The following is a 17,583-nucleotide window of genomic DNA, read 5'->3' on the forward strand; positions in this document are numbered from 1 at the left end:
TTTGCTGATTTGTGGAGCAGTCCATGGCGTATGACCTGGAAAAAAGACTGGTAATTGGGCTGGCTTCCAGCGCCCTGTTTGACCTGAGCCAGTCCCATCAGGTCTTTCTGGAGCAAGGCGAGGCCGCTTACCGCGATTATCAGTTGGCGCGTGAACACGAGCCTTTGAAGCCCGGCGTGGCGTTTTCCTTTATCCGGCGTTTGCTGGCCTTGAATGATCTGTCGCCTGACGATCCCTTGGTGGAGGTGGTGCTGCTCTCGCGGAACGATCCCAATACGGGACTGCGGGTGATGAATTCCATCCAGCATCACGATCTGGACATTACGCGGGCGGTATTTCTGCAAGGGGGCGACCCTAGTCCCTATATTCAGCCCCTGTCGATCAGCCTGTTTTTATCGGCCAATCAGGACGATGTGCACCGGGCGGTACAGCAAGGCTATCCCGCGGGCCAGGTTCTGAACTCCTCTTACGAGGACGCCTATGACGACCAGCCTATCCGCGTGGCCTTCGACTTTGACGGGGTGATTGCGGACGACGAGTCCGAGCGTGTGTACCAGCAGGAAGGCGGCTTGCCCGCATTTTTCGAGCATGAAGTGCGTTTGGTGCAAAAGCCGCACAATCCGGGCCTGTTGCAGGCGTTTTTGAAGAAATTGGCGCATATTCAGACCGTGGAGCAGCAGCACCGCACAAACAATGCTGATTACACCCCTCGCCTGCGGATTTCGATTGTGACAGCGCGCAATGCACCGGCCCACGAGCGCGTCATCAACACCATGCGCAGTTGGGGTATTGAAGTGAATGAGGCTTTTTTCCTGGGTGGAATTGAAAAGCGGCGGGTGCTGGAGGTCTTGCAGCCGCATATTTTCTTTGATGATCAGACCACGCACTTGATCCCGACCGCGCAGACCTTACCCTCTGTGCATATCCCGTTCGGGGTGGTCAACCATCCACAGGTGAAAGTGGTGGAGCCGGAGAAAAAGAAGAGTCGGAAACAGGAGCAGCGGAAATCCAAGCCGTAGATAGGGGGCTGTGATCGGCTAGTGCGGCTGCAGCGGGCATAGTGCCAAGTGCATTCGGTTGTAAAGCCGCCCAAGACGAAGCCGCGAGCTGATGCTGGATCAGGCGCGGCTTGGTTCTTGTGGGCATCCAGTCCTCAGACTTGAGTCAGGGCTCGGCTAACGGCGCGGGCAGCGGGCTGGATCAGGCTGGCTAGCGCCTCGGGGTTGATGGCTTCAAAACGCTCCAGGCTACCCAGCAAGGTCAGGCTGCCGAAGATACGCTTGGCATCGTCAAAAATGGGTGCGGAGATGCCGCCTATGCCCGGGTTGATCTGCTCTTTGGTGATGCAATAGCCCGCACGGCGCAGCTCCTGCATATGGGCGGAAAAAGTTGGCCAATCCTTGCCCAGGCGCTGCACATAGTCCACTTCCTGATTTTTCTCGTACAGGCGGCGCAGATGGCGAGTCGGCAGGTAGGCGGTGACGATACGTGCCGTGGAACTGCGGAACATGTCCATCGTCCGACCTCGGCCAAACAGCAGCTCGAAGCGCTCCGGCCCGGTTTCCTGATGCGTGGTCAGGATGCGTTCGCCATACTGCTGGCCGATCAATACATCCAGCCCGGTTTGCTCTACCAGCGAGCGCAACAGGGGGCGGCAGCGGCTGACCAACGGATCAAACTCGCGGATCAGTAAATCCATTTCTATAAACCGTGGCCCGGGTGCATAGCCTTCTGGGCTGCGTATCAACAGGCCGCTATTGCATAGCTCTTTCAGATAGCGATAGGTGGTGGCGGGAGGGTAGCTCAGGCGGGTGCAGATGGTCTCCACATCCAGAACCGGCGTGTGTGCACCGTACAAGTCCAGAATTTGCAGCATGCGTCTTAGACTATTCATGTGCCCTCGTAAAAACGGAGTTGTTGGTTCTCTATTCTAACCACGCTCTGGCTTGTCAGTGGGGCGCAACATCGGGCATTGGCCCGACCTACTGGTTTATACCTAAACCTTCGTATTATTCGGAAATTATTCTCAGACTGCGGTAATAATCTGAGACATAGACAGCTTCATCGTGCATTTTTTGCATATGAACGTTCCCTTTTTGCAGTCGGGCCATGCTCTTGCCTTGCCCGGCGTTTTTCGAGGCGGACATGAATCAGGCAGAACCCAGGCAGGTGTCTTCAGATATCAAGAATGTGCTGTTCATCATGTGTGACCAATTACGTGCGGACCACCTGTCCTGTTATGCCCCAGGCGGCGTATTGAAAACCCCCAATCTGGACCGTCTGGCGGCCATGGGCGTGCGCTTTGATCGCGCTTATGTGAATTCTGCCGTCTGTGGGCCGTCGCGTGCCTCGTACTACACCGGCCGTTATCCTTTATCGCACCGGGTGACCTGGAATCGTGTCCCGCACCCTATCGACGAGCTGTATCTGGGTGATTATCTGGCCCAGTCGGGCCGAGACTGCCATTTGCTGGGCAAGACTCACCATGTACCGGACCCGGCGGGGGCCAAGGCACGTCGCTTCCAGGTTCAGCCCGAGGGGGCCGAGCGTTTCTGGCAAGGCGGCTTCACCGCGATTGAGCGCTATGACGGCCACTTCGAGATGGGCCCGGATAGCGAATACCGCCAGTATTTGCAGGCCCAGGGTTACGACAGCGAGCGTCCCTGGGAAGACTATGTGATTGGCAGCCAGGACGCCCAGGGTCAGTTCGCCTCTGGCTGGTACATGCGTAATGCCAGCCTGCCAGCACGCGTGCAGGCGCAGGATTCGGAAACTGCCTATTTCACGCAGCGGGCCATGGATTTCATCACGGACAAAGGTGATGCGCCCTGGGCCTTGCACCTGTCCTTTATCAAACCGCATTGGCCGTACAAGGCACCTGCGCCCTACCACGATCGCTTTGGGGCGGAAGACGCCTGTACGCCCTTGCGTGCGGAGCATGAGCGCCAGGATGATGCACATCCTGTGCATGCGGCCTATCAGCAGCACGAAGAGTCGCTATCCTTTGCCCAGGACGAGGTCTGGCGCACGATCAAGCCCGTCTATATGGGTCTGGTCCAGCAGATCGACGATGAGGTTGGCCGTTTGCTGGACATGCTGGAGCAGCAGGACCGCCTGAAAGACACACTGATTATTTTCAGCTCCGATCACGGCGATTTGCTGGGTGACCATTGGTTGGGCGAGAAAGAGTACTTCTTTGAAAACGCCATTCGCGTTCCGCTGATCGTGGTCGACCCACGGGCCTCAGCGAATGCCACACGCGGCCAAAGCAGCGATGCTTTTGTGGAGTGTGTGGATGTCACCCCCACGATTCTGGATGCCTTGCACCTGCCCGCCCAGGAACACCGGGTCGAAGGCCGTTCCCTGATTCCGCTTTTGCACGGCCAGACCGACTGGGCACGTGAATACACCGTGGCCAGCCTGGATTATGCCTATCGGGAAGCGCGCCACCTTCTGGGTCGTGGTGTGGATGAATGCCATGGCCTGATGCTGCGCGATGCCGGGTATAAATACATACACTGGCAAGGCTACCGGCCACAATTATTCGATTTGAAGCAAGACCCTGACGAGCTGCATGACCTGGGCGCAGACCCGGCGCAAGCGGCGGTATGTCGGCGTATGAAAGAAGGCCTGCTGGATTGGCACGACACCCTGAAAGGGCGTGCCAGCGAGAGCTGGGCTGCGGTAGAGAATCGTACCAATGCGCACGAGCGCATGATGAATATCTTGATTGGACGATGGTAGATGCGCTGCGGGGGGCTACCAGTCGGTGGCGGGCCGCAATCAATAACGATAAGGAGTGGACAAATGAAGCAGCTTAAAAATACGACACTGGCCCTGTTGTTGGCAGGCGTGGGTGCGTTGGCCCCGATGATGGCTCAGGCCGCCTGGCCGACCACCGATCAGGTTCGTATTGTGGTCCCTTACCCACCCGGCACCGAGCCTGACATTCTGGCCCGTGACCTGGGTGTGCATCTGAACAAAGCCACCGGCAAGGTGTTTGTGATTGAAAACCGTCCAGGCGCCAATGCCATTATCGGCACCGACAATATCGCCAAAGCCAAGGGTGACGGTGCCGCCCTGCTGATGGTCGATAGCCTGGCCGTGTCCACCAACCCGCTGCTCTACAGCAACCTGCCCTACAAATGGGAAACGGATCTGAAGCCTGTGACGACCGTCGCGGGTGTGAACCTGTATCTGCTGGTGCGTAATGACTTCCCCGCCAAGGACTACAAAGAGTTCATTGCCCAGGCCAAGAAAGCTAATGGTGATACCAATGTGGGCACAGGCGGTCGTGGACACGTCACGCACCTGGGCATGGGCTTGCTGGCCCGTGAAGAAGGGGTGAACTTCACCTACATCCCATACAAGGGCATGGCTCCGGCCACCAACGCCATTCTGGGCGGCGAGACAGATGCCATGCTGGTCGGGGGGATTCTGGCCTCGCAGCACGTGAATGGCGGCAAGGTCCGGGTTCTGGCTGTCGGTGCTGACAAGCGTACCGAGCTGCTGCCTAATGTGCCGACGGTGCAGGAAGCGGGCGGCCATGCCAACAGTATTCCAACCACGACCTTTGCGCTGTTTGCCCCCGGCACCACGCCCGATGACACCGTGAAAGAAATTCAGGAACAGGTCGATGCCGCTCTGAAGACGCCCGAAATGCAGGCTGCCTTCAAGAGCCGGGGTCTGGCCCAGTTCTTTACCACGCCTTCCCAGACCTTGGAGCGTGTACAGAACGACTCCAAAGTCTATTCCGAGTTGATTCCTACCTTGGGTATCCAGCCTGAATAAGGCTTTGGTATCCCCCGGCGGGCACACCTGCTTGTAGCTGGATCGCAGGCGGGTGTGCTGCTTTTTTTAAGCCGGGTGTGGTTCAAACCAAGCAGGGTTTGAACCAATAGTGCGGTGGGCTCTGCTGCGTTTTACTGCTCGTTGTAGTCGTGCTGCTCGGAGATCAGACGCCGCAAGGTGGTCTTGAGGGCATTGACGTCCAGCGGTTGCAGGCGCTGCACCACTTCCTGCTCGTGCAGGCGAGCCTTGGCAATCAGACCCGAGATCAGGGTCTGGCCTTCCTCGGTAATGCGTACCAGCGTGATGCGGCGGTCCACATCGTGGGCCACGCGACGCAGCAAGCCCTGTTTTTCCAGCCGGTCCAGCAAACGGGTCACGGTGGGTTGTTTAGTGGTGGCAATACGAGCCAGGTGGCCGATGCTGACTTCGCCCGCGCCGGACAAAGTGGACAGGACACGCCATTCGGAAATGGACAAACCGTTGCTCAGCACCACTTCGTGGAACTCGGCAGAGATGAGCTGGCTGGCCTGGGCAAGCAGGGCGGGCAGGTAGTTTTCGACGAAGACTGAGTCGTGTTCGGTGGGGCTCATGTGCTTATTATCGTTACAGGCTAGTGGGTGCCGCGAGGCGGCAACAGGGCTCACTATAACCAAGCTGTCCGTTTGCGTGTCGCAAATAATTTGCTGACTTTACTAGGGAAAACCATGAGGATGGATATGTTGAGATATAAACATATTCAGATGAAAATAAATACCATGTTCACAATGAGCGGTAAGTAAGGAAAGAAAAATGGCTGAGCGATCGTTTGTCGAAGAAGTCAAAAAGCTGCGCCTGGGTGATGGAGACGTATTCAGTGGCGAAGGCATCCTGGCGGTGACCAAAGCCCTGCTGGAATCGGGCGTGTCCTACGTGGCCGGTTACCAGGGTGCGCCTATCTCGCACTTGATGGATGTACTGGCGGATGCCCAGGACATCTTGCAAGAAAACGGAATCCGTTTTGAAAACAGTGCCAGCGAGGCAACGGCGGCGGCAACGCTGGCTGCGTCGGTTAACTACCCGCTGCGTGGCGCCATTACCTTTAAAGCAACCGTGGGCACCAACGTGGCCTCGGACGCGCTGGCCAACCTGGCCTCCGGTGGGGTCAAGGGCGGTGCGCTGATCATTGTGGGCGAAGACTACGGTGAAGGCTCGTCCATCATGCAGGAGCGTAGCCACGCTTTTGCCATGAAATCCCAGATGTGGATGCTGGACCCCCGTCCTAACCTGCCCTGTATCGTGCAAGCGGTAAAAGACGGTTTTGATCTGTCCGAAGCGTCCAACACCCCCGTGATGCTGCAATTGCGTATCCGCGCCTGTCACGTGCATGGTCAGTTTGTGGCCTCGGACAACCGCCGCGCCAAGTTCACCATCAAAGAAGCGATGGAGCAGCCCACACGCGATATCAACCGTATCGTGTTACCGCCCGCCAGCTTCCTGCATGAAAAAGAAAAGATCGAACAGCGCTGGCCGAACGCCGTCAAGTTCATCGAAGAGCGTCAGTTGAATGAATTCTTTGCTGATGGCACCGATGACGTCGGCCTGATCGTTCAGGGCGGTGGCTACAACACCGTGATCCGTGCCCTGGAGCACCTGGACATGGCCGACGTGTTTGGCGAATCCAAAGTGCCCATGTACGTCATGAACGTGGCCTACCCGCTGATCGAGTCCGAAATCGTTCGCTTCTGTGAAGGCAAGCGTGCGGTGCTGGTGCTGGAAGAAGGTCAGCCCAACTTTGTTGAACAGAATATTTCCGACATTGTGCGTCGTCACAATGTGGACGTAACGCTGCACGGCAAGGACTTGTTGCCTCTGGCTGGTGAATACAACACCGCCACCATGTTGAAAGGCCTGCGCGCCTTCATGGAAAAATACGAGCGCATCGAGCCCCTGCCCGCTCGCAAACCACGCGTGATCCCGATGAAAGTCGAGACTGTGGAGCGTCCTAAAGCAGAACAAGCCAGCCTGGTGGAAGCCGAAGCCGCTGAAGTGAAACCCTTGGGCAGCCTGGACGAGAACGTCCACGCCCGTCCGCCCGGGTTTTGTACCGGCTGTCCAGAGCGTCCTATCTTTACCGCACTGAAGCTGGTGGAGCGCGAGCTGGGCGAACACCACGTGTCGGCCGACATTGGCTGTCACCTGTTCTCCATTTTGCCGCCCTTCAACCTGGGTAATACCACCATGGGTTACGGCCTGGGTGGCGCCGGTTCGGCTGCCTTGAACGTGGATTCGGACAAGCGTGCGATCTCGGTGATGGGTGACGGTGGTTTCTGGCACAACGGTTTGACCAGCGGTATTGCTAACGCCGTGTTCAACCGCAGTGACAACCTGACCATCGTGATCGACAACAGCTACACCGCGGCTACAGGTGGTCAGGACATTCTGTCCTCCAAGGCCAAGAACGAAACCCGCAGTACCGGTCACCTGATCGAGAAAGCGGCGCGTGGTGTGGGTGTGGAGTGGTTGCGCATGATTCGTCGCACCTACGACCTGAAGACCATGACCAACACCTTGCGTGAAGCGCTGACGACCAAAGAAAAAGGTCCGAAAGTGCTGGTGGCGCAAAGTGAATGTATGTTGAACCGTCAGCGTCGTGAAAAAGGCCAGGTGCGTAAAGCCGTGGCTGCTGGCGAACGTGTGGTGCGCGAGCGCTTTGGTGTGGATCCGGATACATGTACCGGCGATCACTCCTGCATTCGCTTGTCCGGTTGTCCTTCGCTGTCGATTCGCCCCAATCCGGACGCCCTGCGTCAGGACCCGGTGGCTAACGTGATGAACAGTTGTGTGGGTTGCGGTCTGTGTGGCGAGGTTTCCCACGCTGCGATTCTGTGCCCGTCTTTCTACCGAGCACAAGTGGTCAGCAACCCGACTGGCTGGGACAAGTTCCGCGAAAAAACCCGCCGTGGCTTTATCGGCTGGTTGCAGCGTCGTGACGCTGCTCGTCGTGACCGCCTGGCCTTCTAAGCACACCCGTAGAGATTTTTATCATGCAGATCAAACCAATCAAGATTGCTATTTTGGCCATGGGTGGCGAAGGCGGCGGCGTGTTGGCCGACTGGATCGTCAACCTGGGCGAACAAAACGGCTACTTTGCACAGACCACCTCGGTTCCCGGTGTGGCCCAGCGTACCGGTGCCACGATTTATTACGTGGAACTGTTCCCGCACTCGGCCGTGCCGGATGGCAAAAAACCAGTGCTGGCTCTGATGCCCATGCCTGGTGACGTGGACGTGGTGCTGGCTTCCGAACTGATGGAAGCCGGTCGCGCCGTACAACGTGGCCTGGTCTCCGAGGACCGCACCACGCTGGTCGCCTCGACTCACCGTGTCTACTCCATTGCCGAAAAATCGGCCATGGGCGATGGCCGTGTGGACGATAACGCGCTGATTGCTCACGCAACCCAGGCTGCCAAGCGTTTTGTGTACTTCAATATGGAAAAAGCGGCCGAGGATTCGGGCAGTGTGATTTCCGCCGTACTGTTTGGCGCTTTGGCCAGCACCGGCGTGCTGCCTTTCAGCCGCTCGCAGTTCGAGCAGACTATCGAGCGCGGTGGTGTGGGCGTCAAGCCCAGCCTGAAGGCTTTTGGTGCTGCCTATGCCCGCGTGGCTGAAGGCGATGCAGGCAAATCCGATTCGGAAACCAAGCCTGTTGATATGGCGACGTTGGCCCCTCGCGACCCTGCCGTGGCCAAGCTGATTGACCGTGTACGCGCCGAAGTCCCCGCGCAGGCTCAGCCTATCGTGGTGGAAGGTGTGCGTCGTGTTCTGGACTTCCAGGACGTGAACTACGCCAATCTGTACCTGGACCGCCTGAAAAAGATCAGCCAGTTTGCTCGTCCTGACGACGTGGCCCTGATCCGTGAAACCGGCCGTTATCTGGCGCTGTGGATGTCCTACGAGGATGCCATTCGCGTGGCCGAACTGAAGACCCGTTCCAGCCGTTTTGATCGTGTGCACAAAGAAGTGCGCGCTGCCGACGGTCAGATCGTGGCGATCAACGAATACATGCACCCCCGCGTGGAAGAAATCAGCGAAATCCTGCCGTTTGCCAGCGTAGGTCGTTGGTTGATGCGTCCTACCTGGGGCAACAAGCTGGTGAAATCCCAAACTAAGTCCGGTCGCGTGATTCAGACCAGCTCGGTGCGCGGTTTTATTCCTTTGTACTTGCTCTCGGGCTTCAAACGCTGGCGTCGTCGCACGCTGCGTTACCAGGCTGAACAGCAGCGTATTGAAGGCTGGTTGAAGCAGATCGAACAGGCTGCCGATGCTCACCCGGCCCTGGCTCTGGAAATTGCCCAGTGTCAGCGTCTGGTCAAAGGCTATGGCGATACCCATGCTCGTGGCTTGCGTAACTACCAGACTGTGATGTCGGCTCTGGAGCGCAACCCCAGCACCCTGTCGCCTGCCATCTTGGGCGCCCTGCGCGATGCGGCTTTGGCCGACGAGCATGGTGTGAAATTGGAAGCTGCACTGCGTCAGTACGCGCTGGTGTAAGGGCCACACCAGGCCGCTTTCGGGCGGCCTTGGTGAAAACCCTTGAGGAAGCGTTTTTATCCCGCCAAATACTTTATTTCTAAAATATTCATAGTAGAATATAAATTCGGATTGGCACTGCGAAGAAGGCCCTAAAAGCCAACGATCCTGTGTCTACTTGGCCACTTGTTCAAGCAAGAATATCCCGCTGTTGGTCAAACTGAAATTAGCCAAAGTTTGGGGGAAAAACAATATGAATCAAAGCGAAGCAGCACTTGAATTCCTGGTAGAACCGGCCGATGCCGGTTTTGAAGGCCGCGTCGGTCCCAAGGACCCCGCCAGCCTGAAATTGTGGTTGCGCATGCTGACCTGCACCAAGCAGATCGAGGACGAAATCCGTCGTCGCTTGCGCCAGAATTTTGATATTTCGCTGGCCCGTTTTGACTATATGGCCCAGTTGTACCGCTACCCGCAGGGCCTGAAGATGGGCGAGCTGTCGCGCTACCTGATGGTGACCGGCGGCAATATTACCGGACTGACGGACGAGCTGGCCCGCGAGGGCATGGTGTCTCGCCAGAGCAGTCCAACCGACCGACGTGCTTGGGTGTTGCGTCTCACCCCCAAGGGCAAAAGCAGTTTCGAGGCGATGGCCCAGGCCCATAGCGACTGGATTGCAGAGATGTTTGAAGGGCTGGGTACCGAAGAAGTCGTACACATCCATCAGCATCTGGGCCTGTTACGGGTTCATCTGCAAAGCGCGGCTGGCTAGCACAAGGTGCATCCTGCCAGGCCTGTGAACCAGGCAGGATGCGGATAGCGTCACGAACAGGCGCACAAAACACTGGCTAAAAAGGTGTCTACAACATGGTTTCCAAGCTGTACGAACAAGAACATCGCATCCGTTTTTCGGAATGCGATCCAGCGGGTATCGTTTTTTATCCGCAGTACTTTGTGATGTTTAACGACCTGATGGAAGCATGGATCGACTCCATGACCCCCGAGGGTTTTCACAACATGATCGCCAGCAAACGGGTGGGTATGCCCTCGGTGCACATTGAAGCCGAGTTCAAATCCATCAGCCGTATGGGTGATGATGTGGTGATGAGCCTGGGTGTGGAACGCATTGGCAATAGCTCCCTGAAGTTGCTGTTGCGCTGCATCGGTAAAGACGGTGTGTTGCGCATGCAAGTGCGCCAGACCGTGGTGACCACCTCGCTGGAGACGCACCTGGGTATTCCTATCCCTGATTTCCTGCGCGAGCCCATGCAAGCGTATGTGATTGCCGAGCAAGAAAGCAGCAAGGCTTGATCTAGTTTGAAGTAGTAGCAGGCAGTGTGCAGGTCAGCTATTTTTTTTGATTTAAATAGTTGACTTGTATAATATTTATTAATAAATATACTATGCTCAGAAGCATGTATTCAGACCATACGGACATATCATGAATATCGTATGTATTGGCGGAGGCCCAGCCGGCTTGTATTTCGGTTTGCTGATGAAGTTGCAAAACCCTCAGAACGAGGTTTTTGTTGTCGAGCGCAACCGACCGTACGACACCTTTGGCTGGGGTGTGGTGTTCTCGGACGCCACCATGGAAAACCTGCGTGAAGCTGACCCCGTGTCCGCGCAGACCATCGGTGACGCGTTCAACCACTGGGACGACATTGAGTGCCATTTCAAAGGCAGCGCCGTGCGCTCCAGCGGTCATGGCTTTATCGGGATTGGTCGCAAGAAATTGCTGAACATCCTGCAGGCTCGTTGCGAAGAAGTCGGTGTCAAACTGGTCTTTGAAACGATCGTGACCGACGAAGCCGAACTGGCCCGCAAGTACAACGCCGATATCCTGATCGCTTCTGACGGTATCAACAGCGCCGTTCGTACCCGCTACGAAGACGTGTTCCAGCCTGATATCGATACCCGTAACTGCCGCTTTGTCTGGCTGGGTACCGAAAAGGTCTTTGACGCCTTCAACTTCATTTTTGTTGAAACCGAGCACGGCTGGTTCCAGGCTCACGCCTACCGCTTCCAGGACGGCCTGTCCACGTTCATCGTGGAAACGCCTGAAGAGACCTGGCAGAAAGCCGGTATTGGCGAAATGTCGCAAGAAGAGGCCATTGCCTACTGTGAAAACCTGTTCGCCGACCACCTGGATGGCAACAAGCTGATCAGCAATGCCACCCACTTGCGCGGTTCGGCCATCTGGATCCGCTTCCCGCGTGTTATCTGCAACAAGTGGGTGCACTGGCAAGATTACGGCACCGGCAAGCAAGTGCCTGTGGTGCTGATGGGCGACGCCGCTCACACCGCCCACTTCTCCATCGGTTCCGGCACCAAGCTGGCCCTGGAAGATGCCATCACGCTGGCCAAGCACATGGACCACGAGTCCATGGAAGAGGCCCTGAAAGATTACGAAGCTGCCCGTAGCATCGACGTATTGCGTATTCAAAACGCCGCCCGCAACTCGACCGAGTGGTTCGAGAACGTGGCCCGTTACGCCAATATGAAGCCCGAGCAGTTCACCTACTCCATGCTGACCCGTTCGCAGCGCATCTCGCACGAGAACATGCGTATGCGTGACGCCGCCTGGCTGGAAAAATATGAGCGCTGGATGGCGACCGAAGCCGGTCTGCAACTGGCCGACGGTGAAAAAGCCCCTTCGCCCATGTTCACCCCCTTCAAACTGCGCGATATGCAGTTGAAGAACCGTGTCGTGTTCTCGCCTACCCTGATTTACAGCGCCAAAGACGGTGTGCCCGGTGCTACGCATCAGGTGCATTACGGTAGCCGCGCCATGGGTGGTGCTGGCCTGGTGATGGCTGAAATGACGGCTGTGACGCCTGAAGGTCGTGTCACCCCCGGTTGTACCGGCCTGTGGAATGACGAGCAGGCCAATGCCTGGAAACCGGTTGTGGCATTTGCCCACGAACAAGGTGCCAAGATCGGTGTGCAGTTGGGGCATGCTGGCCGTCGCGGTTCGACGCAACTGGGCTGGGAAAAAGCCAACAAGCCGCTGGCTGAAGGCAACTGGCCTTTGGTGTCGGCCTCGGCTCTGCCTTACCAGGCTGGCGTCACTGCCGTTCCTGCCGAGATCACCCGTGTCCAGATGGACGAGATTCGGGACGCCTTTGTGGCCGCTGCCAAGCGCGCTGACCAGGCCGGTTTTGACTGCATCGAATTGCAAGCCGCCCACGGTTACCTGCTGTCCAGCTTCATCTCGCCGCTGACTAATCAGCGTAGTGACGAATTTGGTGGTAGTCTGGAAAATCGCATGGCTTACCCGCTGGAAGTGTTTGCAGCTATCCGCGCCGTCTGGCCAGAGAACAAGCCCATCATGGTGCGTATCTCGGCAACAGACTGGGCCGAAGGCGGCAACACGGCGGACGACGGTGTGGAAATTGCACGCCTGTTCAAGCAAGCCGGTGCCGATCTGATCGACGTGTCCTCGGGTGAAGTGGTGCTGGAGCAGCAGCCAATTTACGGCCGCATGTACCAGACGCCATTCTCCGACCGTATCCGTAACGAAGCCGGTATCGCCACCATGGCGGTGGGTTCGATCATGGAAGCGGATCACGCCAACAGCATTATTGCCGCAGGCCGTGCTGACCTGTGCGCCCTGTCGCGTGGCTTTCTGGCCGAGGCGAACTGGCCGCAACGTCAGGCTGCGGAGTTGGGCTACACGGACCTGGCCTGGCCTGTTCAGTACGAATGGGGCAAGGACTGGTTGCAGCGCCAGACTAAACGTGCGCCAGTGGCCCAGGACGGCCCTGCCAAGTCATAAAACACGAAAGGAGACAGCATCATGTCGGAAGAACGTTTTGACACCCACCGCGAAAGCGTGCTCGGTCGTGCAGATGTTGAGGACACGCCCGAATTGGTGAAGTACTACCAGGATTTGACTCAGTTTGAAGCCGGTGCCCTGTGGACCGTGGCGAACAAGATTGAGCCCTGGGAGCCCAAGTCCGAGTCCGTGCCTGTGGTGTGGCGCTACCGCGACCTGCGCGACTACGTGTTGCGTTCGGTGGATCTGGTCAGCCCTGAAAAGGCCGGTCGTCGTGTGATTTACCTGAACAACCCCGGTCGCCAGGAAGTCTCGGCGGCGGTGGGCTGGCTGTACTCCGGTTTGCAGGTCATGAAACCGGGCGAAGCGGCTTCCGCACATGCACACTCCTCCTCGGCCCTGCGTTTCATCATGGAAGGCCGTGGTGCCTATACCATCGTGGACGGCCACAAGATGACCTTGGGCGCCAACGACTTCGTGCTGACGCCTAACGGCTGCTGGCACGAGCATGGCGTGGAAGCCGACGGCCTGCCCTGCATATGGCAAGACGGTCTGGACATTCCACTGGTCAACGCCCTGGAAGCCGGTTTCTACGCCGTTCACCCGGATCTGGCCCAGGCCATTACGCACCCCGTCAATGACGCGGTGGGTATCTGGGGTGGCCGTGGTCTGAAGCCAACCCTGCACGACTGGCAAAAACCGTACTCGCCCCTGCTCAAGTACGAGTGGGAGCCTACTTACGAAGCCTTGTCGGCCTACGCCAAGGTTACGGACGGCAGCCCCTTTGATGGCGTCATCATGGACTACATCAACCCGCTGACCGGCGGCCCTGTCATGGCCACCATCGGCGCCAGCATGCAAATGCTGCGTCCTGGCGAGCACACCAAGGCCCACCGTCACACGGGCAGCATTATTTACCAATGCGCCAAGGGTGAAGGCTATTCGATCATCAATGGCAAACGCTTTGACTGGCGCGAACGCGACATTTTCTGCGTACCATCCTGGATGTTCCACGAGCACGTGAACGGCTCTTCGTCTGATGACGCTTGCCTGTTCTCGTTCCACGACCTGCCCGTGATGCGCGCCCTGAATCTGTACCGCGAAGAAGCGCTGGCAGAGAACGGCGGCCACCAGGTCCTGCTGTAAGACTACTTGTTTAACCTATTTGGACGGCCTGCCACGGCAGGCCGACCCGATTCATTCAAGCCATCTGTAGAGATGGCCCAATCTGGAGATAGAAATGCGTCTTGTAACGTACCGTAGTGAAGTTGCTGCCGCTGGCCGCCTGGGTGCCATTGTGGGTGATCTGGTCGTTGACCTGGGTTACTTGGGTGACGCCACTGGCCACATGCTGCCTGACAACATGCTCGATTTCATCGACCTGGGCCCAGCCGCTGTGACCTCCACGGCTCGCTTGCTGGAAACCTACGCCGACGATATGCCTTTTGGTGTGGCCCTGCCTTTGGCCAACGTCAAACTGCTGGCTCCTATCCCACGCCCACGCAAGAACATCTTTGGTATCGGCCTGAACTACGTGGAACACGTGGCCGAATCCAGCCGCACTCTGGACACCTCCAAAGAGCTGCCCAAACAGCCTGTGATTTTCTCCAAGCCACCAACCACCGTGGTTGGCCCTGGCGATGCCATCGAGCACAACAAGAACATCACTCAGCAAATGGACTGGGAAGTGGAACTGGCCGTGATCATGGGCACCCGTGCTCAGCGCGTGGCTAAAGAAGACGCCCTGAAGTACGTGTTCGGTTACTCCGTCATGATCGACGTGAGCGCCCGCGACTGCCGTCGTGCCGGTCAGTGGATCTACTCCAAAGGCCAGGACACCTACGCTCCTTTCGGTCCTGTGATCGTGACGGCTGATGAGCTGACCGATCCACACAACCTGAACCTGAGCCTGACGCTGAACGGCGTGACCAAGCAAAGCTCCAACACCAAGCACATGCTGTTCAACGTGAACGACCTGATCGCTGACATCAGCGCCGGTATCACGCTGGAACCCGGTGACATCATCGCTACTGGCACCCCAGAAGGCGTGGGCGCTGGCCGTACTCCTCAAGAGTGGATGTGGCCTGGTGACGTGGTGCACGCTGTGGTTGAAGGCATTGGTGAATTGCGTCACCCCATCGTGGACGTGACCCCACAAAACTAAGTAAAGGAGAGCATGATGCTGGAATTGCGTCAGTTCAAGGCCGCCGCCGTACAGGCAGCGCCTGTGTTCCTGGACACGAATGCGACCATCGAAAAAGTATGTCGTCTGATCAATGAAGCAGCCGACAACGGTGCCGAGCTGATCGCCTTCCCCGAGGTGTTCGTCTCTGGCTACCCTTACTGGAGCTGGGTGATGAACCCGATCGAGGGCAGCCCGTGGTTCGAGCGCCTGTGCAAATCGGCCATCGAAGTTCCCGGTCCCGAGATCCAGAAGGTTGCGCAAGTTTGTCGTCAGCGCAAGGTCAACGTGGTGTTGGGTGTGAACGAGCGCAGTCCCGTTGGCATCGGCACCATTTACAACACGCTGGTCACCATCGGCGCGGACGGCCGCATTCTGGGCCGTCACCGCAAACTGGTTCCAACCTGGGCTGAAAAGCTGACCTGGGCCAACGGCGACGCCTCCTCGATGCGTGTTCATGACACCACGATTGGCCCGCTGGGTGCCTTGGCTTGCGGTGAAAACACCAACACGCTGGCTCGTTTCAGCCTGTTGTCGCAAGGTGAACTGGTACACGTTGCCAGCTACATCGCCTTGCCCGTGGCACCGAAAGACTACGACATGGCCGAAGCGATTCGCCTGCGTGCTGCTGCTCATTGCTTTGAAGGCAAGGTGTTTACGGTTGTGGCTTGCTCGACGGTTTCCGAGGAAATCATCGAAGCCATGGCGGCCAGCCATCCTGAAGCACGTGAACTGCTGGCTCGCCCCAACAGCGCGTTCTCGGGCATTATTGGCCCCGACGGCCGCGTTCAGGGCGAACCACTGATCGACAAGGAAGGCATTGCCTACGCCGACATCGATCTGTCGCGCTGCATTCAGCCGCGTCAAATGCACGACATCACCGGTCACTACAACCGTTTTGACGTGTTTGACCTGCGTGTGAACCGCAAGGCACTGACGCCTGCCCGCTTTTACGAAGGCGACGCAGCGTCCCAGCCAGACCTGAATCCTGCCGAGTTCTCCGTTCTGGACGACAAGGAAGTGTAAGAAGGTTCAAGACGGTCTCTTTCCCAGTGTGGATCGGGACCGTTTTTTGACAGGCCCGGCAGTCTCGGGTCTGCCAAAATCACCATTGCAGCCTGGCTGCCGTGGTTAAAGATGCAAGCTGTCCGTCTCGGGATGGGCGGTGCCGGCTAGAGGGACCGGGCTGTGTACACAGCGTATCCCTATCCTGCAGGGCGCGATGCGCACCGGGCAGGCAACGATAACGATGACATAAGATCCATGTAGGAGATGAAATGAGCGACAAGCACCCATTGGCAGGCCTGATCCAGGCGATTGACAGCAAGCAGGTCCGTTTCGTAGACCTGACCCAGACTCTGTCCCCCAGCTTCCCTGCTTTGCAGTTGCCCCCCCAATTTGGCCAGACTGCCGGTTTCTCGATTGAGCGCATCAGCCAATACGATGAAAACGGCCCAGGCTGGTACTGGAACAACTTTACCTGTGGCGAACACACAGGTACCCACTTTGACGCGCCTGCGCACTGGATCTCCGGCAAGGACCATCCAGACAACACCGTCGACACCATTCCGGTGGACAATTTCCTGCGCCCAGCCGTGGTGGTTGATGCTTCTGCTGAAGTGGCCCAGAACGAAGATTTCATCCTGACCTCCGAGTTCCTGTTGAACTGGGAAGCCAAGCATGGCCGTATCCCTGAAGGCGCCTGGGTGCTGTTCCGCACCGACTGGTCCAAGCGCGTGAACGACGCCGAGGCGTTCCTGAACATGCGTGAAGACGGTGCCCACACGCCTGGCCCAGCTCAGGAAGCGGTGGAGTGGATGATTCACGAGCGCAAGGTTCACGGTTTTGGCGTTGAAACCATCAACACCGATGCTGGCCAATCCTACGCCTGGCCCATTGGCTACCCTTGCCACACCCTGATGCACGGTGCCAACCGCTACGGTTTGCAGTGTCTGTGCAACCTGGATCAGTTGCCCCCTCAAGGTGCACTGATCATGTCGGCCCCTCTGAAGATTGAAGGCGGTTCCGGCAGCCCACTGCGCGTGGTCGCACTGGTTGCTCAGTAAGTAGAAAACGGTGGGGAAGTGGCAGAACTGTGTACCATGCGGTTCTGCTGTTTTCTCACCTAGTGGTTTTCCATTATATTCGGCAGTATATATTTATCCGTAAACTATTCATCAATAAAATAAATTCACAAAAGAATGAATAGAGATCCAGCCGTACAGCCAGTCTTGGTGTCAGGCAGCCGGTTTTAGCGGAGACAGTAGACGAGCCTTACGCAGCCTTTTTCAGGTTACGCGATACCGTCCCATTGCCCCCTGCGGCGC

General features: G+C 57.5%; 14 protein-coding genes. 12 read left to right on the forward strand and 2 right to left on the reverse strand.

Features of this window, described 5'->3' with window-relative positions; translation table 11 throughout:
* Positions 1 to 23: 23 nt before the first annotated feature.
* The gene (locus JYG33_RS13805) at positions 24 to 1,019 is read left to right on the forward strand and encodes a 5'-nucleotidase (RefSeq protein WP_207872750.1); all 996 of its coding nucleotides are present in this window, start codon (positions 24 to 26) and stop codon (positions 1,017 to 1,019) included.
* Between the two features lie 134 nt (positions 1,020 to 1,153).
* Here JYG33_RS13805 and JYG33_RS13810 read toward each other — a convergent pair whose 3' ends face one another.
* Positions 1,154 to 1,894 carry an IclR family transcriptional regulator gene (locus JYG33_RS13810; protein ID WP_207872751.1) on the reverse strand — a complete coding sequence of 247 codons (741 nt, stop codon included), beginning with the start codon at positions 1,892 to 1,894 and terminating at the stop codon, positions 1,154 to 1,156.
* A 251-nt stretch (positions 1,895 to 2,145) separates the two neighbouring features.
* Here JYG33_RS13810 and JYG33_RS13815 point away from each other — a divergent pair, with 251 nt between their 5' ends.
* Positions 2,146 to 3,744 carry a sulfatase-like hydrolase/transferase gene (locus JYG33_RS13815; protein WP_207875864.1) on the forward strand — a complete coding sequence of 533 codons (1,599 nt, stop codon included), beginning with the start codon at positions 2,146 to 2,148 and terminating at the stop codon, positions 3,742 to 3,744.
* Positions 3,745 to 3,807: 63 nt separating this feature from the next.
* Positions 3,808 to 4,791 carry a tripartite tricarboxylate transporter substrate binding protein gene (locus JYG33_RS13820; RefSeq protein ID WP_207872752.1) on the forward strand — a complete coding sequence of 328 codons (984 nt, stop codon included), beginning with the start codon at positions 3,808 to 3,810 and terminating at the stop codon, positions 4,789 to 4,791.
* 131 nt (positions 4,792 to 4,922) lie between these two features.
* On the opposite strand, the gene JYG33_RS13825 is transcribed toward JYG33_RS13820, so the two are convergent.
* Positions 4,923 to 5,381 carry a MarR family transcriptional regulator gene (locus JYG33_RS13825; RefSeq protein WP_189393678.1) on the reverse strand — a complete coding sequence of 153 codons (459 nt, stop codon included), beginning with the start codon at positions 5,379 to 5,381 and terminating at the stop codon, positions 4,923 to 4,925.
* A gap of 199 nt (positions 5,382 to 5,580) precedes the next feature.
* Between JYG33_RS13825 and JYG33_RS13830 the strand changes: the two genes are divergently transcribed.
* From JYG33_RS13830 to JYG33_RS13870, 9 genes are all read left to right on the forward strand, one after another.
* A complete protein-coding gene (locus tag JYG33_RS13830) occupies positions 5,581 to 7,791 on the forward strand; it encodes an indolepyruvate ferredoxin oxidoreductase subunit alpha (protein WP_207872753.1) in 2,211 nt (736 codons plus the stop codon).
* A 23-nt stretch (positions 7,792 to 7,814) separates the two neighbouring features.
* A complete protein-coding gene (locus JYG33_RS13835; RefSeq protein ID WP_207872754.1) occupies positions 7,815 to 9,320 on the forward strand; it encodes an indolepyruvate oxidoreductase subunit beta family protein in 1,506 nt (501 codons plus the stop codon).
* A 232-nt stretch (positions 9,321 to 9,552) separates the two neighbouring features.
* The gene (locus JYG33_RS13840) at positions 9,553 to 10,068 is read left to right on the forward strand and encodes a MarR family transcriptional regulator (RefSeq protein WP_009463824.1); all 516 of its coding nucleotides are present in this window, start codon (positions 9,553 to 9,555) and stop codon (positions 10,066 to 10,068) included.
* Positions 10,069 to 10,163: 95 nt separating this feature from the next.
* Positions 10,164 to 10,607, forward strand: a complete 444-nt coding sequence (locus JYG33_RS13845) for a thioesterase family protein (protein ID WP_207872755.1) — start codon at positions 10,164 to 10,166, stop codon at positions 10,605 to 10,607.
* A gap of 130 nt (positions 10,608 to 10,737) precedes the next feature.
* Positions 10,738 to 13,074: a bifunctional salicylyl-CoA 5-hydroxylase/oxidoreductase gene (locus tag JYG33_RS13850; RefSeq protein WP_207872756.1), complete on the forward strand. Its 2,337-nt coding sequence runs from the start codon at positions 10,738 to 10,740 to the stop codon at positions 13,072 to 13,074.
* 21 nt (positions 13,075 to 13,095) lie between these two features.
* A complete protein-coding gene (locus JYG33_RS13855) occupies positions 13,096 to 14,220 on the forward strand; it encodes a cupin domain-containing protein (RefSeq protein WP_026483932.1) in 1,125 nt (374 codons plus the stop codon).
* Between the two features lie 94 nt (positions 14,221 to 14,314).
* Positions 14,315 to 15,238 (forward strand): fumarylacetoacetate hydrolase family protein, encoded by a 924-nt coding sequence (locus tag JYG33_RS13860; protein ID WP_153228670.1) that lies wholly within the window; start codon positions 14,315 to 14,317, stop codon positions 15,236 to 15,238.
* Between the two features lie 15 nt (positions 15,239 to 15,253).
* Positions 15,254 to 16,282 (forward strand): carbon-nitrogen hydrolase family protein, encoded by a 1,029-nt coding sequence (locus JYG33_RS13865; protein WP_207875865.1) that lies wholly within the window; start codon positions 15,254 to 15,256, stop codon positions 16,280 to 16,282.
* Positions 16,283 to 16,533: 251 nt separating this feature from the next.
* Positions 16,534 to 17,322 (forward strand): cyclase family protein, encoded by a 789-nt coding sequence (locus JYG33_RS13870; protein ID WP_207872757.1) that lies wholly within the window; start codon positions 16,534 to 16,536, stop codon positions 17,320 to 17,322.
* Positions 17,323 to 17,583: the final 261 nt, after the last annotated feature.

The sequence above is a fragment of the Alcaligenes sp. SORT26 genome (assembly GCF_017377875.1).
GTDB classification, from domain to species: domain Bacteria; phylum Pseudomonadota; class Gammaproteobacteria; order Burkholderiales; family Burkholderiaceae_B; genus Alcaligenes; species Alcaligenes parafaecalis.